The organism is Achromobacter veterisilvae (assembly GCF_900496975.1).
GTDB classification, from domain to species: Bacteria; Pseudomonadota; Gammaproteobacteria; order Burkholderiales; family Burkholderiaceae_B; genus Achromobacter; species Achromobacter veterisilvae.
In genome coordinates this window covers 128,778-154,314 of sequence record NZ_UFQC01000008.1, presented here as the reverse complement: position 1 = coordinate 154,314, position 25,537 = coordinate 128,778, and the positions used below count along the sequence as shown (strand labels likewise).

Genomic DNA, 25,537 nt, shown 5'->3' with positions numbered 1-25,537 from the left:
TGAACGGAAGGGGCGGAACGAACGGGCCTGGAAAGGTTTGTGACTTCCGCCCCTTTTTATTCCGTAGGCGCGGGCAAATCGCCGGGGTAAACTGCCGTGGCAGCAGCTTGCCATGGGGCGCGGGCATCGGGTCCGCGAGCCGGGATGGCACGCAAGGAGCAATGCGGGCATGAAAGTAGCGGTATTGGGTGGCGGCATCATCGGAATCTCAAGCGCCTGGTGGCTGAGCCAGGCCGGCCACGACGTCGTTGTCATCGATCGCTGCACCGGTCCCGCGCAGGAAACCAGCCTGGCCAACGGCGCCCAGATTTCGGTGTCGTATGCCGAGCCCTGGGCCAATCCGCAGGCTCCCTTCAAGCTGCTCAAATGGATGTTCCAGGACAACGCGCCGCTGCTGTTCCGTCCGCAGTTGGACTGGCGGCAATGGATGTGGGGGCTGGCGTTCCTGCGCGAATGCCTGCCCGGCCGCCTGGCTCCCAACATCCGCGCCATGGTCCGCATGGCGGAATACAGCCGCGCGACCCTGCGCGGCATGCGCGCGGACCTGGGCATCCAGTACGACCACCTGGAACGCGGCATCCTGAATTTCTACCGTGACCAGCACGAATTCGAGAACTCCCAGCGCGCCGCCGGCCTGATGCGCGACTTCGGCGTGGAGCGGCGCGTGGTGTCCACCGACGAGGTCATCGCCATCGAGCCCGCCCTGGCTCCGCACCGCCAGACGATCGTCGGGGGCGACTACACGCCCGAGGACGAGAGCGGCGACGTGCACCTGTTCACGGTGGCCCTGGCCGAGCATTGCGTCCGCGCCGGCGTCGAATTCCGCTACAGCACCCGCGCCACGCGCCTGCTGACCACCGGCGGCACGGTGCAGGGCGTCGAACTCATCGGGCCCGACGGCCGCTACGGCACCCTGTCGGCCGACGCCTACGTGGTTGCGATGGGCAGTTTCAGCCCCGGCCTGCTGCGTCCGCTGGGCATCCCCTGCAACGTCTATCCGGCCAAGGGCTATTCCGCGACGTTCCCGGTGCTCAAGCCGGGCGCGGCGCCCACGGTCAGCCTGACGGACAGCAGCCACAAAGTCGTGTTCTCCCGCCTGGGCGACCGCCTGCGCATGGCCGGCACCGCGGAACTGTCGGGATATTCCCGCAGTCTGAACACCGGGCGCTGCGAGGCCATGACCCGCCTGGCGCGCGAACTTTTTCCCGACGCGCTCGATTTCGAGCGCGTCAGCTATTGGTCGGGCCTGCGCCCGTCCACTCCTTCGAACGTGCCCATCATCGGCCGCAGCCGTATCCCCAACCTGTACGTCAATACAGGGCACGGTACGCTCGGCTGGACGATGGGCGTTGGCTCGGGCCGGGCATTGGCCGATCTGCTCAGCGGACGGCGGCCAGAACCGGAATTTCCTTTTCTTGGTCTGTGAACCTATGAAGAATCTGCAATTGGCGGGCATTGCCCGCGCGATGTTCGCCAACCGGCGCGCATGGGTATTCGGCGCCGCCATGGCGATGGCCGGAGCGGCGAACGCCGCCGCGGTCGAAATACAGGTCTGGCACACGCTGACCGACGCAAACAAGGCTGAGTTCGAAAAGCTCGCCAAGCAATACAACAAGGAGCAGGACCAGGTCCGCGTCACGCTGCGCGGCTTCGCCTCGCCCTCCGCGCTGGAACAGGAAGCCGTTTCCGCGGTCAAGGCCAAGAAGGGCCCGAACCTGCTGCAACTGACCGACAACCATTCGCCCGAAGTCGTGGCCCAGCACAAGGCGGTGCTGCCGCTGTACGAACTGCTGGCCAAGTATCCGATCAAGGACCTGAACTGGTTCGTGCCGGCCACCAGCAGCTTCACGCGCGACAGCAAGGGCCGCCTGCTGGCCTTCCCCTGGATGGCCGAAGTGCCGGTGATGTTCTACAACACCGCCGCCTACAAGAAGGCCGGGCTGGATCCCAACAAGCCCGCCCGCACCTGGACCGCCCTGCAAGGCGAGCTGCTGAAGCTGCGCGACGTGGCCGACATCGACTGCCCGTACGCATCCAGCGACCAGGTCACTGTCCACCTGGAGAACCTGGCGCCGATCAACAACCAGGCGTTCACCAGCAACAACAACGGGCTCGACGCGGTCACCAAGAAGTCGACTGCTGCGGCCATGCAGTTCGATACGCTCTACATGCGCCACATCTCGCTGATGGTGAGCTGGAAGCGTTCGCTGCTGTTCATGGCTCATTCCGGCGACAGCGCCAGCGACAAGCTGTTCGCCAAGGGCGAATGCGCGGTGCTGACCTCCAACACCGGCGCCTTCGGCCAGTTCATCAACACGAAATCGCTGTCCTTCGGCGTGGCGCCGCTGCCTTACTACGACCAGGTCACCAAGGACGGCGGCAAGCCGTTCGTGAGCGGTTCGGCGCTGTGGGCGCTTGAAGGCCATCCCCAGGCTGAGGAGAAAGCCACCGCCCAATTCCTGGCCTGGCTGTCCAAGCCCGTCATCGCGGCGGAATGGCACCAGCGCACCGGCTATCTCCCGCTGACGGAAGCGGCCTTCCGCGCTTCGGACGTGTCGTTCTACGACCGCATCCCGGGCGTCCAGGCGCTGATCACCTCCATGCGCGCGCAGCCGAACACCAATAGCCGCGGCTTCCGCATGGCCAACTACGAGCGCATCGAGCCCGTGCTCAACCAGCAGCTCAACGACGCCTTCGACGGCAAAGTGCCGCCGGTCGCGGCGCTGAACAACGCCGCCTCGCAAGCGCGCAGCATCGCCGCGCAGCGCTGACGGCCCAAGGCGGCCCGGCGGCGCAAGCACCGCCGGCGCCCTGGAGAAACCTGGTCCTCGGGCCGGGTTTTTTTTCGTCCCGGGCCGGGCCCCGCGATGAATCGCGGCCCCTTTCCGGGCAGCGGGTCCGCGCGGCGGGACCAAACCATCCATGCGTACATGCCAGTCTGGCGGGGCAAAGGGCGCTCCTCCACCATGCGGTCATGCGCGTCGCTTTCCGGTGCGCCTTTCGCTCGCGGTGAGGCATGGTTCGACTCTTCTTCATGGCGGCAGGCCTGTCCTGCCTGGGGGCTTGCTCATGGTCCGGCAAGGGCCCTGCCGGATCGTCCTGGCAGGCGGCCGGGCCGGCCGCGCAAGGCTTCCGTTTCGATTGGCAACTGTCCGGCGATCCCGCCGTGGCGCCCATGCAGGTGTTCGACGACGGTAAGGAAACCTGGCTGCAATTCGCGCCAGGCCAGGCCCTGCCGGCAATCTTCGGCATCGGCGGCGATGGCGAACGCGCCTTGCCGTATTTCCGGCGCGATCCCTATGTGGTGCTGACGGGCGGGTGGAACAGCCTCTCGTTCCGGGGAGGGCGGCTGACGGCGCGGGCCCAGCGCATGCAGCCGCTGGCCGCCAGCGGGCACGAACGCATGCCGTCCGAACCGCCAGCCGTCGCGCAACGCATCGGGCCGCCGCCCGGCGCGCAGGCGCCCGTCGGCGCCTTGGCGGCCGGCGGTCCGCTGGCCGCGATCACGGGGCCAGCGGACGCGAACCAGGCCGCCGCCGCGCCGGCCGCCACCGCGCTGCCGATGCCGGATAATCCGGGCGCCGCGGCCGCGCTTTACCGCGCCGCCCCGCCGGACGCCACGTTGCGGGCCGTCCTGGCGCGTTGGGCGGGCATGGCGGGATGGACGTTCCAGCCGCAGCACTGGGCGGTGGACGTGGACATCCCCCTGTCCGCCACGGCGGAATTCTCCGGCGACTTCAAGTCGGCCGTGCGCGATCTGCTGGGCGCCACCGAACTTGCCGAGAAACCCTTGCAGCCCTGCTTCTACGGCAACAAGGTGCTGCGCGTCGTGCCGCTGGCGCAGTCCTGCACGCGCACGGCCGCGCCGGGAGGGGCCGCCGCATGACGCGCCGACTGCTCTTGTGCGCCGTGGCGTCCGGGGTGCTGGGCGGCTGCTCGGTATCCCAGCAGGTCGCCGATATGCGCCGCGCCGCCAGCGACCGGCAGGCCGGGGTGGCGGCGCGGCATCAGGCGTTCGCCGACGGCCTGTCGGACCGCGCGACGCGCCTGGCCGCGCAAGAGGTCGCCACGCCGTGGCTGGCCGGCAAACCCCAGCCCCTGGCGCGGGACGTGCTGCTGCCTCCCGCCTTGCGGGAAAACTTGCGGACCACGCTGATGCTGGCCGACGATGCCGACCTGCCCGCGGTGGCGCAGCGCCTGACCGCCGCGACCGGCATCCCCGTGCGGGTACAGCCGGACGCCTTGCTGCCGCTGGACCTGTTCCTGCCGCGCCTTGCCGTCAGCGGCGCGCTGGCCGTCCCGGCGCCGGCCAGCCTCGAGATCCGCGCTGGCGGGCAGCCGCTGGCCGACCTGCTCGATGCCCTGGCGGCCCGCTACTCCGTGCACTGGCGCTATGAGCGCAATGCGCTGGAGTTCTACCGAACCGAAAGCCGCGTATTCGATCTTCGCGCGCTGTCGCTTGCCAGCAAGGTCGACATCCGGCTGGGCCGTTCGGGCAGCAAGGAAGGCGAGGGCTTCGAAAGCGCGTCCAACACGTCGTTGTCCGCCGGCCAACACAATGCGCTGGCCATCCTGCGCGCCAGCCTCATGCCGTTCCTGACCCGTTCCGGCGTCCTGGCCGATGCGGTCGACGGCGCCACCTCCCTCGTCGTCACGGACACGCCCGAGGCGCTCGAACGCGTCGCCCGCTACCTCGAACGCGAGAACAAGGCGCTGACGCGCCGAGTGCGGCTGGTCTTCGAGGAAATCACCGTCATCGCCAACGACTCGGCCTCGGGCGGCATCGACTGGAACGCCGTCTACGCCGCGGCCGGGGCGACGGCCCGGCTGGCGCTGCCGGGCGCCGGCGCCGCCGGCGACGGCGTGCTGGAAACCGCGGTGGGCAGGGGGCCGTTCCAGGGTTCGCAGGCCATCGTTTCCGCGCTCAGCGCAATGGGAGCGGTCGTGCGCCACAGCAAGGTTCCCGTATTGACCCTGAACCGCCGGCCCGTCACGCACGCCGTAAGAACCACGTTTTCCTACATCGACCGGGTGCAGAGCACCGCCGTCCCCGGCACCACCGCGGGCGGCGCCAACGGCACGCTGCCCGCGGTGTCCATCAGCCAGAAGGAAGAAACGGTCGGCTCGTTCCTGACGCTGCTGCCCGACATCCAGGAGGACGGCCAGATATTGCTGTCGCTCGCCTACGACAACGCGGTCGCGCAACCATTGAAAACCATCACCTTCGGCGAACGCGGCAACCAGGTCCAGGTCCAGCAGATCACCATCGACGGCAACGGCACGGTACAGCAGATAGAACTGCGTCCCGGGCAGCCCATCATCGTTTCCGGGTTCGACCGCAGCCAGGACCAGCACGAACGCCGGCGGCTCGCGCCCGCGGCGCCCCTGATCGCGGGCGGCCAGGACAGCGCCGCCTCGGCACGCACGACCACGCTGGTGCTGGTGACGGCCCAGGTCGAGGAGGGCTACTAGGCATGGACCGGGTTCCCCACACGCTGCTGCTCGATTGTCCGGGCGCCGGGCGGATGCTGGCGTTCGGCCTGCGCTGGTTCGCGCTGATCGGCTCGAACGCGCCCACGCTGGCCCGTTCGCGCGGACGGCGCTTGCGGGCCAGCCACTACGTCGTCGGCGGCGCGCCGGCCACGATGGCGGGCTATGGCCGCGTGCGGCCGCAGCGGCGGGGCGGATGGCGCGCCGGACGCGCGAGGGCGCGCGGCGCGGTCCCCATCCAGGCCGCGGCGCAGCTTTTCGCCTTGCTGTATCCCGAAGGCGGACACAGCCTGGTCCGCCTGCCCGATGGCGGGCATTGGCTGGTGGCGGCCCATCGCGGCACGGTGCTGTCGCAGACCGACAGGGTGTTCGCGTCCCGGGACGAGGCCCTGCGCGAACAAGCGCTGTTGCTGGCCCAGCGGCCCGCCTTGCCCTTGCGGGAGGCCGGCGAGGTCTGGGAAGCGCTGCAGCAGGCGGTGGATCCCGCCACCCGGCTGAGCGCGCTGCCGACCCGCTGGGCCGAACTGCCGCTCGCCCTGCGGCTGTTCCTGGCATGCGTGGGGCTGGCGGCCTTCGCGCCCGCCCTCTGGAACGCGCTGGGAGCGCCGCGGCCCGGACGCGAAGCCCCCGCGCCCGGCGGCCCCGGAAACGGCCAGTCCCCGCCGGACCCCTATCTCACCTTGCTGCAAACCACCGCGGCCCACGCGCCGTCCGAAGTGCCCCGCCTGCTGGCCAGCCTGGGCAGGCTGCCCATACAGGTCCGGGGCTGGGCGCTGCGCCGCGCGCATTGCCTGGCGGGGGCGCAGCGCTGGACGTGTTCGGCGGCCTACGTCCGGGCCTATCCCTACGCCACGAACCAGGCGCTGTATGCGCTGCGGCCCGCCGGTTGGGAACTGTCGTTCCAGCCGCTGGAGGCGGCCACGCTGTCGTGGGGGATGGCTTCGGGGCAGGCATGGCTGGCCGACCTGTCCCTGCCCACGGGCATCCAGGTCGATACCGAGCTGGCCGCCGCCTTGCAGCGCCTGCAGCCGGCGTTTTCCGCCGTCGTCCTGGCGGCGGCCCTGCCGCTGCCCGTCCCCGCGCCCGCCGCCCACGGAGGCGCCGTCGCGATCCCGGACCAACCGCCAAGTATTCGCCGCCGGGCGCTCACCCTGCGCGGGCCGTTGCGTTCGTTCGCGCTGCTGCCGGACGCCATTTCGACTGCGCGGTGGTCCCGCCTATCGCTGGAAATCCAGCCGCAGCCCAGGCCCGGCCTGGCGGCAAGCACACTCATCGCAGAATTGCAGGGGGAACTCTATGAACAGGAATAGGGCGGCCGCGCGCCTCGGAATCGCGGGGCGCCTCGCCTGCTGCCTCGCGTTGTCGGCCGTGCCGGCCCAGTACGTCCGCGCCCAGCTTGCGCCGCCGGCCACGGAGGAACCGCAAGCCTGGCCGGAAGCGGAAACCGTGCGCACGCTGCTGCGCGCGGACGCCGCTGCAGCCCTGGCGGATTGCCGCGTTCCCGGCATCTGCCCGGCCGGCGGCGCAGCGGCGTCTCCAGTGCCTCCGGCGGGGCCGGCGGTTCTTCCGGCCCGGCCGTTCGACGACATCCGCGTGCTGGCCATATTCGGCGTCGCCCGAAGCCTGCGCGTCGACCTCAACGTCAACGGCGCCGTGCTGCGCTACCAGGCCGGCCGCGGCGCGCCCGTCGCGGGCTCGGCCGTGGCCGGCGCCTACCAGTTGCTCGCCATCGAAGACGCCTGCGTGCGGCTGCGCCGAGACGGCCGCGAACACACCGCTTGCCTGGACCTCGGCAGGGCCTACCCATGACGGCGCCCGCCTTGCTGCCCGCCGTCGCGGCATCGCGTCCGCCCGAGCTGCGAACGCCGGAAGACATCGCCCGCCTGGCGCCGGCGTTCGTGCGCGCCCTGGGCCGCGAATTCGACCTGGCCGCCCTGGCGGGCCGGCTGTGTCCGGTGCTGCTGGAAAACGGCGAGGTCGCGGTCTTCGCGGTGAAGGACTACACCCTGGGCGACCAGATCGACGAAGTCGAACGCATGGTCGGGGCGCAGGGATACCGGCTGGCGCGCGTGCCGCGCTACCAGTTGCCCGCGCCGCTGCTGTTGATGGTCGCCCGAGGCCAACTGGCGGCTCCGGGCCTGGCCGCGCGGGGCGGGGCGCAACGGGAAGAGCGCGCCTCGGCCCTTGCTTCGCTCTTCCTGGACATCGTGCGCTGGGGCGTGGCGCAGGGCGCGAGCGACGTGCACATCAACGTCGACCGGCGGCGCGAAGCCTGCGAAATCCGCTACACCATCGGCGGCGAATACGTCGGCACCGGCCGCTACGCAGGCCTGTCCAACGCGACCCTGCTGGAAGTCCTGGCCGTGGCCTGGATGGACGTCAGGGGCGGCAACGGCGCGGTGTTCGATCCGGCGCTGGAACAGCAGGGGCGCATCGGCCTGGACGTCGACGGCATTCCGATCGTGCTGCGGTGGGCCTCGCTTGCCGCCGACGCGGGGCCGTCGGTGTGCCTGCGCATCCTGCGGCTGGATGCAACCGCCGACGGCGACCTGCTCTCGCTGGGCTATCTGCCGGCCCAGGTGGAAACCCTGGCGCGCGCCCGCGAACGCGAGGGCGGCGCCATCGTGCTGGCCGGCGTGGTGGGTTCGGGCAAATCCACCACCATCGCCGCGCTGATGCGCGGAATCGCGCCCACCCGCAAGGTCATTACCCTGGAGGACCCGGTCGAATACCTCATCGGCAACGCCTTGCAGAACACCCTGGGCGGCGCCCTGGCGGCGGCCTGGCCGGCGGTCGACGCCAAGCTCAAGACCATCAAGCGGTCGGCGATGAACGATCTGCTCATCGGCGAAATCCGCGATGCCGACACCGGCCGCGCGTTCATGGACCTGGCCGGTTCCGGCGTCAGCCTGTACACGACCACCCACGCGGCCTGCGCCGTGATGATTCCCGAACGCCTGGCTTCGGACTCGATCGGGGTGTCGCGGGATTTCCTGGCCTCGCCCGGCATCCTCAAGCTGCTCGTCTACCAGACCTTGCTGCCGCGCCTGTGCTCCCGCTGCGCGCTGCCGGCCGACAGCCTGTGGGCGGCGTCCGCCGCGTCCTCCGGGGACGCGGCGGCCATGGACTGGCGGGCGTGGATCGAGCGGATGGCCGGGAAGTTCCAACTGGATGCCGGCGCGCTGCGGGTCCGGAACGCGGCCGGATGCCCCGATTGCAGGCGGCCCCACCTGCCGGAACTGAACGGCACGGCCGGCCGCTGCGTCGCGGCCGAGATGGTCGAGCCCGAACGCGTGGACGGGTTCCTCGAACGCGTGCGCGCCCGCGACAACCTCGGCCTCAAGCGGCAGGCCCAGGCGGCAGGCCCGGCCGCCTGGCGCAACGAGGCCACGCGCGGCGCGCAGGCGCTGGACAGCGCCCTGTACCGGGCCAGCCTGGGCGAAATCGACCCGCGTTCCCTGCTGCGCCGCTTCGACCTGCCGGCGGCCGTGCCGGACTCCGCCAGGGGCGCTCATGGCTGAGCCGCTCATGCAGGCGCCCGCCTGGCGCCGGCCCGCCGGCAGCGCACTCTTGCTGCGCCTGGACGCATTGCGCTTCCGGTCCCGCCGCGCGGACTACTACGAATATCTGGCGGATCTGGTCGAGGGAACGCAAGGGCGCAAAAGCCTGCGCGACATCTTCGAAGACGACGCGCGCCGGCACGGCCAGGACACGGTGCGCGGACGCCTGTCGCAGCACTGGGCCGCCGCGTACCAGGAAGCGGGCGGAGACCTTAGCGCCGCCTGGTCGGACACGCTGCCCGCCGGCGAATGCCTGTTGCTTGGCTGCGTGCAGGAAGAAGGCGGCGACCTGCCGGCCGCGCTGCGCGATCTGGCGCGCGCCGTCCGCCTGGCGACGGACGCGTGGCTGGCGCTCGTGTCCGCCGCGGCGGCGGGGGTGGCGGCGGCGGCGGTCGCCTTCGCCCTGCTGTGCGCCATTCCCTTTTTCAGCGTTCCTCGGCTGCAGCACGTATTCCAGGCCGTGCCGGCGGAGGACTACGCCCGGCTGACCCGCGCGCTGTTCGCGCTTGCGCAGGGCCTGCGGACATGGCTGCCCCTGTGGCTGGTGCTGGTCTTCGGCCTGGCCGGGCTGGGCCTGTGGTCGCTTCCGCACTTCACGGGGCCCCTCAGGGCGCGGCTCGACCGCTGGCTGCTCTGGCGGCTTTACCGCGATTTCCACGCCATCCGCTTTCTTTCCCTGCTGGCCGTGCTGGTCAGGCAGCACGGCTCCGCCGACACCCGCCTGCGCCGCGCCCTGGCGGTGCAGGCGCGCGGCGCGCCGCCTTGGCTGCACGCGCACCTGCTGGACATGCTGGCGCGGATCGACGCCGGCCTGGCTGGCCCGGAGGTATTCGGCACCGGCCTGCTGGAAGCGGACACCTGGTGGTACATGGCCGACATGATGGACGCCCTGGGCATGGAGGCCGGGCTGGCGCGCGCGCGCCAGCGCATCGAACTGCGCCTGCTTGCGCGCGTGCGGCGGCAGGCATCGGTGCTGCGCTGGTCGCTGCTGATCTCGTCCGTGGCGGCCGTGCTGGGGATCGCGCTCTGGCACTACGGCGTGATCGACGAACTGCGCCAGGCGCTCACCAATTTCTATGCCGGCCGATAGGGCGGCCGGAGCCGGCGGCTCGCCGGCGCTTCATTTCACCAAGGAGACAAGCATGCGGCATTTCCAGGAATTCCAGGCCGGCGCCATCGGGCAGCGGGGCTTTTCGCTGATAGAGGTGTCCATCGTCACCGCCATCGTCCTGCTGATCGCCATCGTCGGCATTCCGGCCATCGGCGCCTACGTCATCGAAAACAAGGTGCCCAAGGTCGGCGAGGAATTGCAGCGCTTCATCGCCAGCACCAAGATCAACGGGCTGGGCGGCGGCGTCACGCCCTATGCGGGCCTGGACACCGGCGCCATGGCCAACGCCTTGCGGGATTCCAGCGTCCTGTCCGTGCAGGGCACGGGCTCCGGGGCGCGCATCGTGCACGGCCTGGGCGGCAATGGCGTGGGCGGCAACGGCGTCGTCGAGGTGGCGGCGGCCGCGTTCGGCAGCGCGGGCCTGGGTTCCGCGTTTTCCATCACGCTGACCAACGTCAGCCATGCGGCCTGCCCGGCGCTGGCCTCCGTGCTGCAGCGGATGTCCGAAACCATCTCCATCGGCGGCGATGGCGGCGTCCGCGTCGTGAAGGACGCGCTGGCCGCGCCCAGCGTGCCTTACCGGGCCGCCCTGGCCCAGGCCCAGTGCAGCCAGGGCGACGTCAACACCTTTGTGTTCACCGCCAAATGAGCCGGGGCGCGCATCCGCTCCGCCAGCGCGGATTCTCGGCGCTCGGCCTGGCGCTGGCCCTGGCTTTGACCGCCATGGCCGCCATCTGGGCTTCGAACCAGCAGGTACAGCGGATCGAGGACGCGGCGGCGCGTTCCGCGGGGGTATGGCTCACCCAGATACGCCTGGCCATGGCCGGCGTGCTGTCCGCGCATTTCACCGCCCTGGCCAAAGGGGAGGCGCCGCGCAACGCCCAAGGAAAGCCGCTGTTCGCGGATTCCCTGGCGCCCGCCATGGACGAACTGCGCGCCGCGGGATTCCTGCCCGCCGATTTTCCCGACCGCTCCGCCTTGGGTTTCGCCGCAAGGCTGCGGATCGTCAGGGGGCCGACCTGCCCCGGCGATCAATGCCGGCTGGACGGGCTCGTCCACAGCGCCCAGCCGGTTCTGAAAACAGGGACGCAGTCTCCCGACCTGATCGGCATGGCAGCCATCATCGAGGCCGCGGGCGGCTACGGCGGCGCCGTGTGGCCCGGCGCGCCGGGGCGGCTGCGGGGGGCGGCGTTCAACTTTGCCAATCCCCTGGCGGGCGGGCGGCCCGGCCCAGGCGCCGGGCACCGTGGCGCTGTGGGCGGGAGCGGGGGCCGGCGAACCGGACCTGGACCGCTTCGTGAAAATCCGCGATACGCGCGATCCCCAGCTCCAGGGGGCGCTGAGCGTCGCCTCCTCGGTTGCCATCGGCACCTACCTTTCGGTCGGCGCGCGCGCCACGGAAGGACGGTACTGCGGCGTCGCCAACGGAACGATGGCCACCTCGGCCCGGGGGGAACTGCTGACGTGCCAAGCCAATGCCTGGACGCAGGCCAGCGGGAGCTTCGGCGGGGCGTACAGCCACAATTACCCCTTGGGTTGCTACCATTACTCGGGCGTGTCCACCGCCAATCCCCGCACGGGCGCCTGCTCGTGCCCCGCGGGCTACAGCGCGGTGATCGTCTCCGCGGGCGGCAAATGGACCGACACCGAGGGCTGGACCACCGGCTACGTCTGCGTGCGCTGAGCCCCGCGCGCGCCCGTTGCCGCGTATGCCCGCCAACCCTCTATAATCAAAGATTCGCCTAAATCCTGCTTCATCCACGATGAAATCCTCCGAGATTCGCCAGCAGTTCCTGCAATTCTTCAAGTCCAAGGGACACACCATCGTTCCTTCGTCGTCGCTCGTCCCCGGCAACGACCCGACTTTGCTCTTCACCAATTCGGGCATGGTCCAGTTCAAGGACGTCTTCACGGGCAAGGAATCGCGGTCCTACACGCGTGCCACCTCGTCGCAGCGCAGCGTGCGCGCCGGCGGCAAGCACAACGACCTGGAGAACGTGGGCTACACCGCCCGCCACCATACGTTCTTCGAAATGCTGGGCAATTTCAGCTTTGGCGACTACTTCAAGCGCGACGCCATCCAGTACGCCTGGGAACTGCTGACGCAGGTCTACAAGCTGCCGGCCGAGAAGCTCTGGGTCACCGTGTACCAGGAAGACGACGAGGCCTACGACATCTGGGCCAAGGAAGTCGGGGTGCCGGCCGAACGCATCATCCGCATCGGCGACAACAAGGGCGCGCGCTACGCGTCGGACAACTTCTGGCAGATGGCCGACACCGGCCCCTGCGGTCCCTGCTCGGAGATCTTCTTCGACCACGGCCCCGAGATCTGGGGCGGCCCCCCGGGATCGCCCGAGGAAGACGGCGACCGCTACATCGAGATCTGGAACCTGGTGTTCATGCAGTTCGAGCGCGATGCCGCCGGCAACATGCCGCGCCTGCCGCGCCCCTGTGTCGATACCGGCATGGGCCTGGAACGCATCGCCGCCGTGCTGCAAGGCGTGCATTCCAACTACGAAATCGATCTGTTCCAGCACCTGATCGCCGCCGCCGCGCGCGAAACCGGCATCAAGGACCTGGAAGACAACTCGCTCAAGGTCATCGCCGACCACATTCGCGCCTGCTCGTTCCTGATCGTCGACGGCGTGATCCCCAGCAACGAAGGTCGCGGCTACGTGCTGCGCCGCATCGTCCGCCGCGCCCTGCGCCATGGCTACAAGCTGGGCCAGACCAAGCCGTTCTTCTACCGCCTGGTGCCGGACCTGGTCGCCGAAATGGGCGAGGCCTACCCGGAACTGGCCGCCACGGCCGACCGCGTCGCCCAGGTGCTGAAGCAGGAAGAGGAGCGTTTCGGCGAAACGCTGGAACACGGCATGCGCATCCTGGATTCCGCGCTGGCCAACGTGCCCAAGGGCGGCCAACTGGACGGCACCACGCTGTTCACGCTGTACGACACCTACGGCTTCCCGGTGGACCTGACCGCCGACATCTGCCGCGAACGCGAAGTGGAAGTCGACATGGCCGGCTTCGAGGTCGCCATGGAACGCCAGCGCGACCAGGCGCGCGCCGCGGGCAAGTTCAAGATGGCCGAGGGCCTGAACTACGAAGGCGCGGATACGCGTTTCGAAGGCTACGAAAAGCTCGAACTCGACAACGTCAAGGTCACGGCCCTGTACGTCGACGGCACGCAGGTCCAGCAGGTCCAGGCCGGCCAGAACGCGGTCGTGGTGCTGGACGCCACGCCGTTCTACGCGGAATCGGGCGGCCAGGTCGGCGATACCGGTTTGCTGGAGGCCGACGGCCTGCGGTTCGCCGTCGCCGACACCCTCAAGATCCAGGCGGGCGTCTTCGGCCACCACGGCCTGCTGGAGTCGGGCACCCTGTCCGTGGGCGACACGCTGCTGGCCCGCGTCGATGCGGTGCGCCGCGCCCGCACGGTGCGCAACCACTCCGCCACCCACCTGATGCACAAGGCTTTGCGCCAGGTGCTGGGCGCCCACGTGCAGCAGCGCGGCTCGCTGGTGGATCCCGACAAGACCCGCTTCGACTTCGCCCAGGACGCGCCGCTGACGGCCGAGCAGATCGCCCGCGTCGAGGCCATCGTCAATGCTGAAGTCCTCGCCAACCAGCCTACCGTGGCGCAGGTCATGGCCTATGACGACGCCGTCAAGGGCGGCGCCATGGCGCTGTTCGGCGAAAAGTACGGCGATACGGTCCGCGTGCTGGACATCGGCTTTTCGCGCGAGCTTTGCGGCGGCACCCACGTCAGCCGCACCGGCGACATCGGCCTGTTCAAGATCGTTTCCGAAGGCGGCGTGGCCGCGGGCGTGCGCCGCATCGAGGCCATCACCGGCGACAACGCCCTGGCCTGGGTGCAGAACCAGAACGCCTTGCTGACGCAGGTGGCGGGCATGCTGCGCTCGACGCCGGCGGACCTGCCCGCGCGCATCGCGCAGGTGCAGGAACAGGTCAAGGCGCTCGAGAAAGACCTCGAGCAATCGCGCAGCAAGCTTGCCGCCAGCGCGGGCAACGACCTGGCCTCGAGCGCCGCGGTCGACGTCAAGGGCATCAAGGTCCTGGCCGCCGGCATCGGCGACGTGGATCCCAAGGCCCTGCGCGGCATGGTCGACAACCTGAAAGACCGCCTGAAGCCGGCGGTCGTGCTGCTGGCCACGGGCTCCGCCGATGGCAAGATCAGCGTGGTGGGCGGCGTCACCGCCGACCTGACCGACCGCATCAAGGCGGGCGACCTGGTCGGCTTCGTGGCGGCCCAGGTCGGCGGCAAGGGCGGCGGACGCCCGGACATGGCCATGGGCGGCGGCACCGACGTCAGCGCCTTGCCCGCGGCGATCGCCAGCGTGCAGAAGTGGGTGGACGAGCGCCTGTGATGAACGGCCCCGACGCCGGCGCGCAAGCGCCGTCCTTCGAACAGGAGATCGACGCCAGCGGCCTGACCTGCCCCTTGCCCATCCTGCGCGCCAAGAAGGCCCTGGCGCAGATGGCCAGCGGCGAAGTGCTGCGCGTCGTCACCACGGACCGCAACGCGATCCGGGACTTCCAGGCCTTCGCCCGCCAGACCGGCAATACCCTGGTCGCTCAGCACGAGGCCGATGGCCGCGGGGTGCATTTCCTGCGGCGGCGCTGACCGGCCCACCGGCCAGGCCAGGCATGCAAAGGGGTCCGCCTTCCGGCGGGCCCCTTTGTTTTGGCCGGGCGCACAGCTACTTGCGGACGGCGGCGGCGACGGCCTGGGTGATCGTGAAGTCGACGAGATCGCCTTCCTTCAACTGCTGGAGCCGCGCCTGCAGGGCGGGATCCTGCACCTGGACGGTGCGCATGCCGCCTTGCGGGCCTTTCAGCGTGACCAGGTTGGCGCTCTTGTTGATGTGCCAGATCTCGGCGGTGATCGTGGTCTGGCGGCCGACGGCGCCGGCGGGCATGCCGCCCTTGGGGCTGCGGGTGCTCGCCGTCTCCGTCACGACCTCGGGCGTGCCCGAACCGGCCGGGCGCACCGCCACCGCCACCGATTCGTAGTAGTCGAGCGTCAGCGTGTCGCCGGGCTTGATCTGCTGGAAATTGCGGACGTTGGGGCCGGCCTGGATGTTCAGGGTATTGCCGTTCTCGCCTTGCAGCGTGATGGTCCGGCTGGCCGGGTCCACCGCGGTGACCTTGCCCGTGGCGGTCGTCAGGGCGGCGCCGACGATCCGGGCGGAAGCCGCCAGCGGCATCGCCAGCGAGCCCGCCAGCAGGCCCGCCAAGGCCAGGCGCGCGACAGGAGTGAAGACGGATTTCTGGTTCTTCATGATGTTGCACCCTCCGAATAGAGGAAGTTGGGGAAAAACGCAGGAAAGAGGGGATGGCGGCGAGCGGCGGAGAACCCGCCCTCAGGGGAGTGGTTTGAAGAAACCGGGCAGGTGGCGCCGTGGCGGCGCGGCGGGGGAGAGCAAAGCGCGGGATCTTGCGTACGATGACATAAAACCGATCTCCAAAATCGGGTTTTTCTTCAAACGCACTGACTTTGAACGCACTAAGACAGACAGGGGCCGCAGGCACAAGCGCGGCCGAACGGCTACACTTTGGGTTGCGGCGGGCTCCGGCCCGTTTTTGTAGAATACCCGGATGTGGTGTTTTAGGATACAAATCCCGCCGCTATGCAAGATTCCCGCACTCCCATTTGCCAGCCGGCTTGTTTAAGTGCTAGAATTTCCCGTTTTTCACAACTAATTCAAGGGATTACCTATGGTGGTGATTCGCCTGGCCCGCGGTGGGTCCAAGAAGCGTCCGTTTTACAACCTGGTGGCCACCGATTCGCGTAACCGTCGCGACGGCCGCTTCATCGAGCGCGTGGGTTTCTACAACCCCGTCGCCAGCGAAGGCTCGGAAAACCTGCGCATCGCGCTGGATCGCGTGCAGCACTGGACCAGCAACGGCGCCCAACTGTCGCCCGCTGTCGAGCGTCTGGTCAAAGACTACTCGGCCAAGGTTTCCGCCGCGGCTTGATTGCCCGCGTCGCCAAGCCTCAGTCCTGCTAGCTTTACTGCGTTTTAAAGCTACCATTCATAGCTGCTTCATAGCTACCAAGAGCACGATACATGCCTGATGCCGCAACCTCCAACGCGGCGCCGACGGATTTGATCGAGCTGGGCCGCATCAGTGCAGCCTACGGCGTGAAAGGCTGGGTCAAGGTGCAGCCACATTCGGCCCATGCCGAAGTGCTGCTCTCAGCATCTCAATGGTGGTTGACTCGCCCTGTGCCTGAATTGGCGCGGGGCGCTGTCGCGTCCGCGCCTGTCGCATACAAGGTCGTGCAATCCCGTTCGCAAGGGTCCACCGTGGTGGCCCAGTTGGCGGGTATCGCAGACCGCGACCAGGCCGAAGCCCTGCGCGGTTGTTCCGTGCGGGCGCCTCGGGGAGCCTTTCCCGCGCCCGAGGAAGACGAATACTACTGGGTCGATCTCATCGGTTGCGCGCTGTACACCAGCGCCAACGGCGAACCCGCGCTATTGGGCGCGGTCGACGAAGTCCTGGACAACGGCGCCCATGCCGTCCTGAAGATCCTGCGCCAGACGGCCGGGGCCCAGGGTCCGGAACCCGTCCTGGACGCCAAGGGCCGGCCCGCCGAAATGCTCGTTCCGTTCGTGCGCGCGCACATCCATGCCGTCGATTTGGCCGCCCGCCGCATCGACAGCGACTGGCCCGCGGACTTTTGATGCGATTCGACGTCGTTACGCTCTTTCCCGAAATGTTCGGGGTAGTGCGCGACCTGGGTGTCACCGGCCGGGCGCATGCCCAGGGCCGGTGGTCCCTGCATGCCTGGAATCCCCGCGATTTCACGCATGACGTGCACCGCACCGTGGACGACCGCCCCTATGGCGGCGGCCCCGGAATGGTGATGATGGCGGGGCCTCTGGAAGCCGCCGTCAACGCCGCCCAGGCGGCGCGCGCCGCGCAAGGCCTGGGCCGCGCGCCCGTCGCGCTGCTGGCGCCGGTCGGCCGGCGCTACGACCAGGCCGGCGCGGAATCGCTGGCCGCAAGCGAAGGGATCATCCTCATTTGCGGCCGCTACGAAGGCGTCGACCAGCGGTTCATCGACCGCTGCGTCACGCAGGAAATCTCCCTGGGCGACTTCGTGCTGTCCGGCGGGGAGATCGCCGCGCTGGCGGTGATCGACGCCGCCGTGCGGCTCCTGCCCGGCGTGCTCAACGACGGCGACTCCGCCCTGCAGGATTCCTTCAACGATACCCTCTCCGGCCTGCTGGACAGCCCTCACTACACGCGTCCCGAAGTGTACGAGGGCGAACCGGTGCCCGCCGCGCTGCTTAGCGGCCACCACGCCAATATCGCCCGCTGGCGGCGCGAGCGTTCGCTCGCCCTGACGGCGGCCCGGCGGCCCGAGCTGATCGAATCCGCCCGCGCCAAGGGGTGGCTCGACAAGGCGGACGAGCGTTACCTGGCCCAACTGGCCGGCACCTGGGATCCCGCCTCCGAGGCGCCCAAACGCAGGCGCAAGCCCGCCCGGCCCGCCAAGACGCCGGACGCGTCCTGATTTTCCCTTTCCGCCCGGTCCGCAAACGCTAGGGATGTTCCTAGCTTGTGGGCCTTTCGGCCGCTCCCTAGCATTGAAAATTGCATGAAAATGAAATTTTCATATGAGCCGATCCGATCCCGCCCGCTCCGCGCCTGTGCGCCGCGCCGCCCTCATGTCCCCGGCGGCGAAGCTTCCGTCCGCCCGGCCGGAATCCGCCGTTGACCTGTGGCTGGGCCAGCAACTGCGCCAGTTGCGCAAGCAACAGGGCCGGCCGCTGGCGGATGTGGCCCGCGCCTGCGGCATCTCGCTGGGCCTGCTGAGCCAGATCGAGCGCGGCCTCAGCTCCGCCTCCGTGAAGATCCTGCACCTGCTGGCCCGCGAATTCCGCGTGTCGGTGAATTCGCTGCTGCGCAACGCCGAGCATACCGAGGGAGAGGATGGCGGACGGGTCGCCCGCGCGGGCACGCACCGCTATATCGACCTGAGCGAGAAGGGCATCAGCAAAGAGATGTACACCCCGCCGGCCTGCCGCAGCATGGACCTGTGCCGCGCCACGATCGAGCCGGGCGGCTCCACCGGCAGCGAACTCTTCGTGACGGGGCAGGGGGAACAGATCGGCGTGGTGCTCAAGGGTTCGCTGGAACTGTGGGTGGGCGACCGGGTCGTCCTGCTCAACGAAGGCGACAGTTTTTGCTACGCCAGCAGCACGCCTCGCCGCTGGCGCAATCCCGGGTCGCGGACGACCGAGGTCATCTGGGCCATTTCCAACATCACTCAAGCCGCGGGGGACGATACGAAACAGGCGCCATGAGCGCACAGCATCCATAGCGGCGCGATGACGATGGGGATCGTCGCGCCACCGGGCGTTGCCCGGATTTCTTTGCCACGACGAGGAAATGTCATGAAATTCAAGACTCTGGCTGTCTCTGTATTTGCTGCATTGTCCATGGCCGCGGGCGCGCAGGCCCAAACGGTATTGAAGGTCGGCTCCACGCCCACGGGCAGTCCTTTCACGTTTCTCGATACCAAGACCAACAGCATCGAAGGCGTGATGGTCGATATCGTGAAAGCGGTTGGCAAAGAGGCGGGATTCGAGGTGCAGATCGAACCCATGGCGTTCTCCGCGCTGATCGGTTCGCTGACGTCCAAGCGCATCGACATCGTGTCGGCGGCCATGTTCATCACGCCGCAGCGCCAGCAGGTGGTGAGTTTTTCGGAGCCCGTGTACCGCTACGGCGAGGGGCTCATGGTGCTCAAGACCGACGACAAGGAATACAAGTCCTTCGCCGACATGAAGGGGATGACGGTCGGCGTGCAGGTCGGCACCGCCTTCGTCGAACCGATACAGAAGAGCGGCGTGTTCAAAGAGGTGAAGCTCTACGACAACCCGCCCGACATGATGCGCGACGCCAACGCCGGCCGCATCCAGGGCGGCTTCATGGACTACCCCATCGCGGCCTACATCCTGACGCAGGGGAATTATCCCAACCTGAAGATGGCGCAGTCCTATCAGCCCACGGTAATGGGCAGCCTGGGGCTGGCGACGCGCAAGGAAGACGCCGCGCTGCTCGACCGCATCAACAAGGCGCTCGTCAAGCTGAAGGCGGACGGCGCCATCGACGCCATCCTGAAGAAATGGGGGCTGTCGGGCGCTTGATGCCGGCCCGGCCTCGAGCAATCGAACGCCATTGCGGCCGTCCGCCAGGCCCGCCTTTCGCGGGCCTGCGGGCGGGGCGCATGCCGCGTTCCCGCGGGCTGTCTAGTTGGGGTGGTGAGTCATGACGGAATTCTTCAAGGACGCGGCGGAATACCTGCCGATATTGCTGCAAGGCGCGAAGCTCACGATCCTGGTGACGCTCGGTTCGCTTGCGCTGTCCACGTTGCTGGGCCTGGTGTGGGCGCTCATGCGCGTCTCCGGAAACCGCTACCTGTCCAAGTTCAGCGGCGGGGTGATCAACCTGCTGCGCGGCATTCCCATCATCGTGCTGCTGTTCTACATCTATTTCGTGATGCCGGACATGGGCGTGTCGCTGACGGCGGTGCAGGCGGCCATCATCGGCCTGGGCGTGGCGTATTCGGCCTACCAGGCCGAGAACTTCCGCGCGGGCATCCAGGCCATCGACCGGGGCCAGATCGAGGCCGCCATGGCCATGGGCATGAGCTGGGGCATGACGATGCGGCGGGTCGTGCTGCCGCAGGCGGTGAAGATCGTGCTGCCGCCCTACGGCAACATCATGATCATGATGCTGAAGGATTCCTCGCAGGCGTCGACCATCACGGTGGCGGAACTCGCCTTGCAGGGCAAGCTGATCGCCGTGTCCACCTTCAAGAACGCCACGGTGTTCACGCTGGTGGCGCTCATGTACCTGGTGATGTGCGTTCCGCTGATCCTGCTGGTCCGCCATCTGGAAAAAAGGAGCGCCGCCAAATGATCGAACTCAAGGGAGTCCGCAAGAGCTTCGGCCCGCTCGAAGTGCTCAAGGGCATCGACGCCGAGATCACGAAGGGCGAGGTGGTGTGCGTGATCGGCCCGTCGGGCTCGGGCAAGTCCACCATCCTGCGATGCATCAACGGGCTGGAGCGCTACAACGCCGGGCGCATCACCGTGGACGGGGAACTGGTCGATTGCGACGCGCCGTCCATCGTGTCGATCCGCACCCAGGTGGCGATGGTGTTCCAGCGCTTCAACCTGTTTCCCCACCGCACCGCGCTGGAAAACGTGATCGAAGGCCCGATCTTCGTGAAAAAGGAACCGCGCGCGCAGGCGGTGGAGCGGGGGCGCGAACTGCTGGCCAGCGTGGGCCTGGCGGACAAGGAAAACGCGCACCCGCCGCAACTGTCCGGCGGCCAGCAGCAGCGCGTGGCGATCGCGCGGGCGCTGGCGATGCGGCCCAAGGCCATTCTCTTCGACGAACCGACTTCGGCGCTGGACCCTGAACTGGTCGGCGACGTGCTGGGCGTCATGCGCAAGCTGGCCGAGGCCGGCATGACGATGGTCGTCGTGACCCACGAAATGAGTTTCGCCCGCGAGGTCGCGGACCGCGTCATGTTCTTCGACGGCGGCGTCATGGTGGAGCAGGGGGCCGCCCGCGAAGTGCTGAACCATCCGCAGCATCCCCGGACGCAGGATTTCCTGCACCGGGTACTGCACCCCATGTAAGGAAGGACCATGCCGCAAGCGCCATTTCCGCTTTCCCCTTCGTTATGGGCCGCCACGGCGCCGCCGCCGCCCGCCACGGAGCCGCTGGCCGCGTCCACGCGGGCCGACGTGCTGGTGGTGGGCGGCGGCTACGCCGGCCTGAGCACGGCGCTGCACCTGGCGGAACGCGGCGTGCGGGTCGTGCTGCTGGAGGCGCGGGAGATCGGCTTCGGCGGCTCGGGCCGCAATGGCGGCCAGGTCATCCCGGGCCTGAAATACGACCCCGACGCGCTGATGTCGGTGTTCGGGCCGGAGCGCGGCGAACGCCTGGTCCGCTTTGCCGGCGCGACGGCGGACTCGGTATTCGATCTGATCGAGCGGCACGCCATGGACGTGCCGCGCGTGCGCGGGGGCTGGATCCAGGGCGCGCACACCGCGCAGGCCTTGCGGCTGGCGCACGGCCGGGCGGCGGAATGGGCGCGCCGCGGCGCCGACGTCCAGCCGCTGGACCGCGCGCAGGTCGCGCGGCTGATCGGCACCGACCGCTACCTGGGCGGCTGGGTGGACCGCCGCGCGGGCGCCATCCAGCCGCTGAGCTACGCGCGCGGCCTGGCGCGCGCCGCGCTGAACGCGGGCGCCGTCGTCCACACCGGATCGCCCGTCGCCAGCCTGGCGCGCGCGCAAGGCAAGTGGACCGCGGCCACGGCCGCCGGCCCGACCGTCACCGCCGACCGCGTGGTGATGTGCACGAATGCCTACGGCGGCGACCTGCTGCCCGGGCTGAAGAGGTCGATCATCGACGCCAACACTTTCCAGGTGGCCACCGCGCCGCTGCCGGAAGCGGTGCGCGCCGGCATCTTTCCCGAGGGGCACGTCACTTCCGATACGCGCAACCTGCTGCTGTACTTCCGGCTGGACCACCAGGGCCGGCTGCTGATGGGCGGGCGCGGCCCTTTCCGCGAGCCGAAAGGGCAGGAGGACTGGGCGCACCTGGAACGCGTCATGCTGAAGCTGTTCCCGCAGGTCGCGGGCACGCCCTTCGAATACCGCTGGTGCGGCCGGGTCGCGGTCACCCGCGACTATCTTCCGCATTTACATGAGCCCGAACCCGGCCTGCTGGTGGACATCGGCTGCCAGGGGCGCGGCGTGGGCCTGCAGACCAGCATGGGGCAGGCCATGGCGCAGTACGTGGCCACGGGCGACGCCAGCGCCTTGCCGGTGCCGCTTTCGCCGGTGGTGCCGTTTCCGCTGTACGGCCTGCGGCGCCTGTATGTGAACGCAGTCGTGGCCTGGTATCGCATGACGGACGGCGGAGTGTAGAGGGCCCCCACGCTGCGCAAGCTTCGCTTGCTTGCTGCCCCCCGCGGGGGCTGCGCCGCCTTAGGGCGGCCTGGCGGCGGCGCCGGGCCCCCACGCTGCGCAAGCTTCGCTCGCTTGCTACCCCGCCTTGGGGCGGCCCGGCGAAAAAAAGCCCCTCGATAGATCGAGGGGCTTTGCGTTCAGGCGCGGGCTTCGGTCAGTCGCCCAGCTTGGCGCGCTGTTCGCGCACCTTTTGCAGGGTTTCGCCGAACTGCGCCATGCGCGCCTTTTCCTGTTCGACCACGGCCGCCGGCGCGCGCTCGACGAAGCTGGCGTTCGACAGCTTGCCGTTGGCCTTGGCCATTTCGCCTTCCAGGCGGGCGATTTCCTTGTCCAGGCGCGCGCGTTCCGCCACCACGTCGATTTCGACGTGCAGCATCAGGCGGCTGGTGCCCACGACCTGCACCGGCGCGCCCGCGTCGGGCAGGGCGTCCAGCACTTCGACCTCGCTCAGCTTGGCCAGCGCCGCCAGGTAGGGGGCGTTGCGCTTGAGCGCCGGCGCGTCGCCCTGGGCGCACAGCGGCACCTTCTGCGCCGGCGACAGGTTCATTTCGCCGCGCAGCGCGCGCACGGCCTCGACCTGGGCCTTCAGTTCGGCCACTTCGCCTTCGGCGGCGGTGTCGACCGCCGCCGGGTTGGCCCGCGGGTACGGCTGCACGCTGACGCTGTCCGCGACGCCTTCCTTGCGCTTGCCGGCCACCACCGATACCTTCTGCCACAGCGCTTCGGTAATGAAGGGGATGATGGGGTGCGCCAGGCGCAGCACGCCTTCCAGCACGCGGATGAGCGTGCGGCGCGTGCCCAGTTGCTGGGCGGGCGTGCCGGTCTGGATCTGCACCTTGGCCAGTTCCAGGTACCAGTCGCAGTATTCGTCCCAGACGTAGCGGTAGAGCGCGTTGGCGACGTTGTCGAAGCGGTAGTCGGCGAAGCCGCGCGCCACGTCCGCTTCCAGCGCCTGCAACTGGCTGACGATCCAGCGGTCCACGAATGACGTCTCGCCCGCGTCCGCGCCCGTCAGGTCGTGGCCTTCGGTGTTCATCAGCACGAAGCGCGTGGCGTTCCAGAGCTTGTTGCAGAAGTTGCGGTAGCCCTCGCAGCGCTTCAGGTCGAAATTGATGTTGCGGCCCAGCGTGGCGTAGGCGGCCATCGTGAAGCGCAGCGCGTCGGTGCCGAAGGCGGGGATGCCGTCCGGGTACTGGCGGCGCGTCGCTTTTTCGATGGCGCCGGCCTGCTTGGGATTCATCAGGCCGTAGGTGCGCTTGGCGACCAGGCCGTCCAGGTCGATGCCGTCGATCAGGTCGACCGGGTCCAGGGTGTTGCCCTTGGACTTGCTCATCTTCTGGCCGTCGGCATCGCGGATCAGGCCGTGCACGTAGACGTGCTTGAACGGGATCTGGCCGGTCAGGTGCGTGGTCAGCATGACCATGCGCGCCACCCAGAAGAAGATGATGTCGAAACCCGTGACCAGCACGCTGGAAGGCAGGTAGCGCTGCAGGTCCGGGGTGTTTTCCGGCCAGCCCAGCGTGGTGAAGGGCACCAGGCCGGACGAGAACCAGGTGTCGAGCACGTCCGGATCGCGCTTGAGTTCGCCGGTCACGCCGGCGGCGCGCGCCTGCGCGGTGGCCTCGGCCTCGTCGTGGGCCACGAACACCTGGCCGTCTTCCGAATACCAGGCCGGGATCTGGTGGCCCCACCAGAGCTGGCGCGAAATGCACCAGTCCTGGATGTTGTTCAGCCACTGGTTATAGATGGTGGTCCAGTTGTCGGGGTAGAACTGGATGCGGCCGTCGGCCACCACTTCCAGCGCGACCTCGGTGATGCTCTTGCCCGGGTTCAACGTGCCCTGGGGGGCGGGTTTGCTCATGGCCACGAACCACTGGTCCGTCAGCATGGGCTCCAGGACGACGCCGGTGCGGTCGCCCTTGGGCTGCATCATCTTGTGCGGCTCGACCTTGACCAGATAGCCTTCGGCCTCCAGTTGGGCGACAACCGCCTTGCGGGCCTCGTAGCGCTCCATGCCCTGGAATTGCCTGGGGCCGTTTTCGTTGATGTGGGCGTCCAGCGTGAAGATCACGATCAGCGGCAGATCGTGGCGCATCGCGCAGGCGTAGTCGTTGAAGTCGTGCGCGCCGGTGATCTTCACGCAGCCGGTGCCGAATTCGGGGTCGACGAAATCGTCCGCGATGATCGGGATGTTGCGGTCGCACAGGGGCAGTTCCACTTCCTTGCCGACCAGGTGCTTGTAGCGCGGGTCTTCGGGATGGACGCACAGCGCGCCGTCCGCCAGCATCGTTTCCGGGCGGGTGGTGGCGATGGTCAGGCCGCGCAGGGTGACGGTCTGGCCGTCCTTGTCGACGATGGTCTGGGGGCCATCCACGAAGGGGTAGAGGATGTGCCACATGTGGCCATCGGTCTCTTCGGACTGGACTTCCAGGTCGGACACGGCGGTCAGCAGCTTCGGGTCCCAGTTGACCAGGCGCTTGCCGCGGTAGATCAGTCCCTGTTTATGCAGGCGGACGAACGTTTCGACGACGCCGCGCGACATGCGGTCGTCCATGGTGAAGTATTCGCGCGGCCAGTCCGCGGAAGCGCCCAGGCGGCGCACCTGCGCGGTGATGGCGTTGCCCGACTTTTCCTTCCATTCCCACACTTTCTCCACGAATTTCTCGCGGCCGAGGTCGTGGCGGGAAACCTTCTGGGCATCCAGTTGTCTTTCAACCACGATCTGCGTGGCGATGCCGGCGTGGTCGGTGCCGGGGATGAACACGGTGTCGTCGCCCAGCATCCGGTGGTAGCGCACCAGGCCGTCCATGATGGTCTGGTTGAACGCGTGGCCCATGTGCAGGGTGCCCGTCACGTTGGGGGGCGGGAACTGGATGACGTAGGGCTGGCTTTCCGTCCCTGTTTTTACGTGCTGGCCCGCCTGGAAGTAGCCGCGCTGTTCCCACTCGGCGTACCAGCGGGATTCCAGCTCGGCGGGTTCGAAGCTCTTGGGGAGTTCCTGGGTGTCGCTCGCGGGCGTCGCGGCGTTCGGGGGAGCAGCTTGAGTCATTACAGGGTTCCGGCAGACAGGGGCGCCCGGCCTAAGGATGCGGGCAGCAAACCGCTCATTTTAAGATGTAATGCGGTCATCACGGCGTGTTAGAATACCGGGTTACTGTAAACCTTTTAGAAGTCCCTGAATTCATTGAGGATTCCTTCGGAAATGCGCACTCGAAAACGCGTGTCCGGGGCCCCGATGGAAATCCGGGGCGAGTCCGACAGGTGGGCAGTGTCGAATCCCTGCCTTGGCCCAGCGGTTCAGGCCGGCCCGAAACGTCCTTGCGTTTCGGACCGCCTGCGCGCCAGCA

The 25,537-nt window shown here is 68.6% G+C and carries 22 protein-coding genes; 20 read left to right on the top strand and 2 right to left on the bottom strand.

Annotation, left to right across the window (positions count from 1 at the left end; genetic code table 11):
* Positions 1 to 169: 169 nt before the first annotated feature.
* From AVE30378_RS09425 to AVE30378_RS09370, 12 genes are all read left to right on the top strand, one after another.
* Positions 170 to 1,426 carry a D-amino acid dehydrogenase gene (locus AVE30378_RS09425; RefSeq protein WP_129240584.1) on the top strand — a complete coding sequence of 419 codons (1,257 nt, stop codon included), beginning with the start codon at positions 170 to 172 and terminating at the stop codon, positions 1,424 to 1,426.
* A gap of 4 nt (positions 1,427 to 1,430) precedes the next feature.
* A complete protein-coding gene (locus AVE30378_RS09420; protein ID WP_129240583.1) occupies positions 1,431 to 2,771 on the top strand; it encodes an extracellular solute-binding protein in 1,341 nt (446 codons plus the stop codon).
* Between the two features lie 245 nt (positions 2,772 to 3,016).
* Complete coding sequence (locus AVE30378_RS09415; protein ID WP_129240582.1) at positions 3,017 to 3,886, top strand: TrbG/VirB9 family P-type conjugative transfer protein; 870 nt, start codon at positions 3,017 to 3,019, stop codon at positions 3,884 to 3,886.
* The gene (locus AVE30378_RS09410; protein ID WP_129240581.1) at positions 3,883 to 5,472 is read left to right on the top strand and encodes a hypothetical protein; all 1,590 of its coding nucleotides are present in this window, start codon (positions 3,883 to 3,885) and stop codon (positions 5,470 to 5,472) included. The genes AVE30378_RS09415 and AVE30378_RS09410 overlap by 4 nt, the downstream gene beginning before the upstream one ends.
* A 2-nt stretch (positions 5,473 to 5,474) precedes the next feature.
* On the top strand, positions 5,475 to 6,800 hold the full coding sequence (locus AVE30378_RS09405; RefSeq protein ID WP_244235001.1) for a hypothetical protein: 1,326 nt from the start codon (positions 5,475 to 5,477) through the stop codon (positions 6,798 to 6,800).
* Positions 6,787 to 7,299: a hypothetical protein gene (locus AVE30378_RS09400; RefSeq protein WP_208742369.1), complete on the top strand. Its 513-nt coding sequence runs from the start codon at positions 6,787 to 6,789 to the stop codon at positions 7,297 to 7,299. Before AVE30378_RS09405 ends, AVE30378_RS09400 begins: the two co-directional genes overlap by 14 nt.
* Entirely contained in the window at positions 7,296 to 9,011 is a 1,716-nt protein-coding gene (locus AVE30378_RS09395; protein WP_129240580.1) for an ATPase, T2SS/T4P/T4SS family, read from the top strand. The genes AVE30378_RS09400 and AVE30378_RS09395 overlap by 4 nt, the downstream gene beginning before the upstream one ends.
* Complete coding sequence (locus tag AVE30378_RS09390) at positions 9,004 to 10,140, top strand: general secretion pathway protein (protein ID WP_165360133.1); 1,137 nt, start codon at positions 9,004 to 9,006, stop codon at positions 10,138 to 10,140. The genes AVE30378_RS09395 and AVE30378_RS09390 overlap by 8 nt, the downstream gene beginning before the upstream one ends.
* A 52-nt stretch (positions 10,141 to 10,192) precedes the next feature.
* A complete protein-coding gene (locus AVE30378_RS09385) occupies positions 10,193 to 10,810 on the top strand; it encodes a type 4 pilus major pilin (protein ID WP_129240579.1) in 618 nt (205 codons plus the stop codon).
* A gap of 549 nt (positions 10,811 to 11,359) precedes the next feature.
* Complete coding sequence (locus AVE30378_RS32815) at positions 11,360 to 11,845, top strand: hypothetical protein (RefSeq protein ID WP_244235000.1); 486 nt, start codon at positions 11,360 to 11,362, stop codon at positions 11,843 to 11,845.
* A 79-nt stretch (positions 11,846 to 11,924) separates the two neighbouring features.
* Positions 11,925 to 14,549: an alanine--tRNA ligase gene (alaS, locus tag AVE30378_RS09375; protein WP_129240578.1), complete on the top strand. Its 2,625-nt coding sequence runs from the start codon at positions 11,925 to 11,927 to the stop codon at positions 14,547 to 14,549.
* Positions 14,549 to 14,806: a sulfurtransferase TusA family protein gene (locus AVE30378_RS09370; RefSeq protein WP_129240577.1), complete on the top strand. Its 258-nt coding sequence runs from the start codon at positions 14,549 to 14,551 to the stop codon at positions 14,804 to 14,806. The genes alaS and AVE30378_RS09370 overlap by 1 nt, the downstream gene beginning before the upstream one ends.
* A 76-nt stretch (positions 14,807 to 14,882) precedes the next feature.
* Here AVE30378_RS09370 and AVE30378_RS09365 read toward each other — a convergent pair whose 3' ends face one another.
* A complete protein-coding gene (locus AVE30378_RS09365; protein ID WP_129240576.1) occupies positions 14,883 to 15,464 on the bottom strand; it encodes a hypothetical protein in 582 nt (193 codons plus the stop codon).
* Between the two features lie 436 nt (positions 15,465 to 15,900).
* On the opposite strand from AVE30378_RS09365, the gene rpsP reads away from it, so the two are divergent.
* The 8 genes from rpsP (at position 15,901) to AVE30378_RS09325 (ending at position 22,148) form a co-directional block, all read left to right on the top strand.
* Positions 15,901 to 16,161 carry a 30S ribosomal protein S16 gene (rpsP, locus tag AVE30378_RS09360; RefSeq protein WP_129240575.1) on the top strand — a complete coding sequence of 87 codons (261 nt, stop codon included), beginning with the start codon at positions 15,901 to 15,903 and terminating at the stop codon, positions 16,159 to 16,161.
* Positions 16,162 to 16,253: 92 nt separating this feature from the next.
* Entirely contained in the window at positions 16,254 to 16,871 is a 618-nt protein-coding gene (gene rimM, locus AVE30378_RS09355; RefSeq protein WP_129240574.1) for a ribosome maturation factor RimM, read from the top strand.
* Entirely contained in the window at positions 16,871 to 17,707 is an 837-nt protein-coding gene (gene trmD / locus AVE30378_RS09350) for a tRNA (guanosine(37)-N1)-methyltransferase TrmD (RefSeq protein WP_129240573.1), read from the top strand. Before rimM ends, trmD begins: the two co-directional genes overlap by 1 nt.
* A 103-nt stretch (positions 17,708 to 17,810) precedes the next feature.
* Complete coding sequence (locus tag AVE30378_RS09345) at positions 17,811 to 18,500, top strand: helix-turn-helix domain-containing protein (RefSeq protein WP_129240572.1); 690 nt, start codon at positions 17,811 to 17,813, stop codon at positions 18,498 to 18,500.
* 90 nt (positions 18,501 to 18,590) lie between these two features.
* Positions 18,591 to 19,346, top strand: coding sequence for an ABC transporter substrate-binding protein (locus tag AVE30378_RS09340; protein WP_129240571.1), 756 nt, complete (start codon positions 18,591 to 18,593; stop codon positions 19,344 to 19,346).
* Between the two features lie 121 nt (positions 19,347 to 19,467).
* Entirely contained in the window at positions 19,468 to 20,121 is a 654-nt protein-coding gene (locus AVE30378_RS09335; protein WP_129240570.1) for an amino acid ABC transporter permease, read from the top strand.
* On the top strand, positions 20,118 to 20,849 hold the full coding sequence (locus AVE30378_RS09330) for an amino acid ABC transporter ATP-binding protein (protein ID WP_129240569.1): 732 nt from the start codon (positions 20,118 to 20,120) through the stop codon (positions 20,847 to 20,849). Before AVE30378_RS09335 ends, AVE30378_RS09330 begins: the two co-directional genes overlap by 4 nt.
* Positions 20,850 to 20,858: 9 nt before the next feature.
* Positions 20,859 to 22,148 carry an NAD(P)/FAD-dependent oxidoreductase gene (locus AVE30378_RS09325; protein WP_129240568.1) on the top strand — a complete coding sequence of 430 codons (1,290 nt, stop codon included), beginning with the start codon at positions 20,859 to 20,861 and terminating at the stop codon, positions 22,146 to 22,148.
* 196 nt (positions 22,149 to 22,344) lie between these two features.
* Here the strand turns inward: AVE30378_RS09325 and AVE30378_RS09320 are convergent, their stop codons facing one another.
* A complete protein-coding gene (locus tag AVE30378_RS09320; protein ID WP_129240567.1) occupies positions 22,345 to 25,239 on the bottom strand; it encodes a valine--tRNA ligase in 2,895 nt (964 codons plus the stop codon).
* Between the last annotated feature and the right edge of the window lie 298 nt (positions 25,240 to 25,537).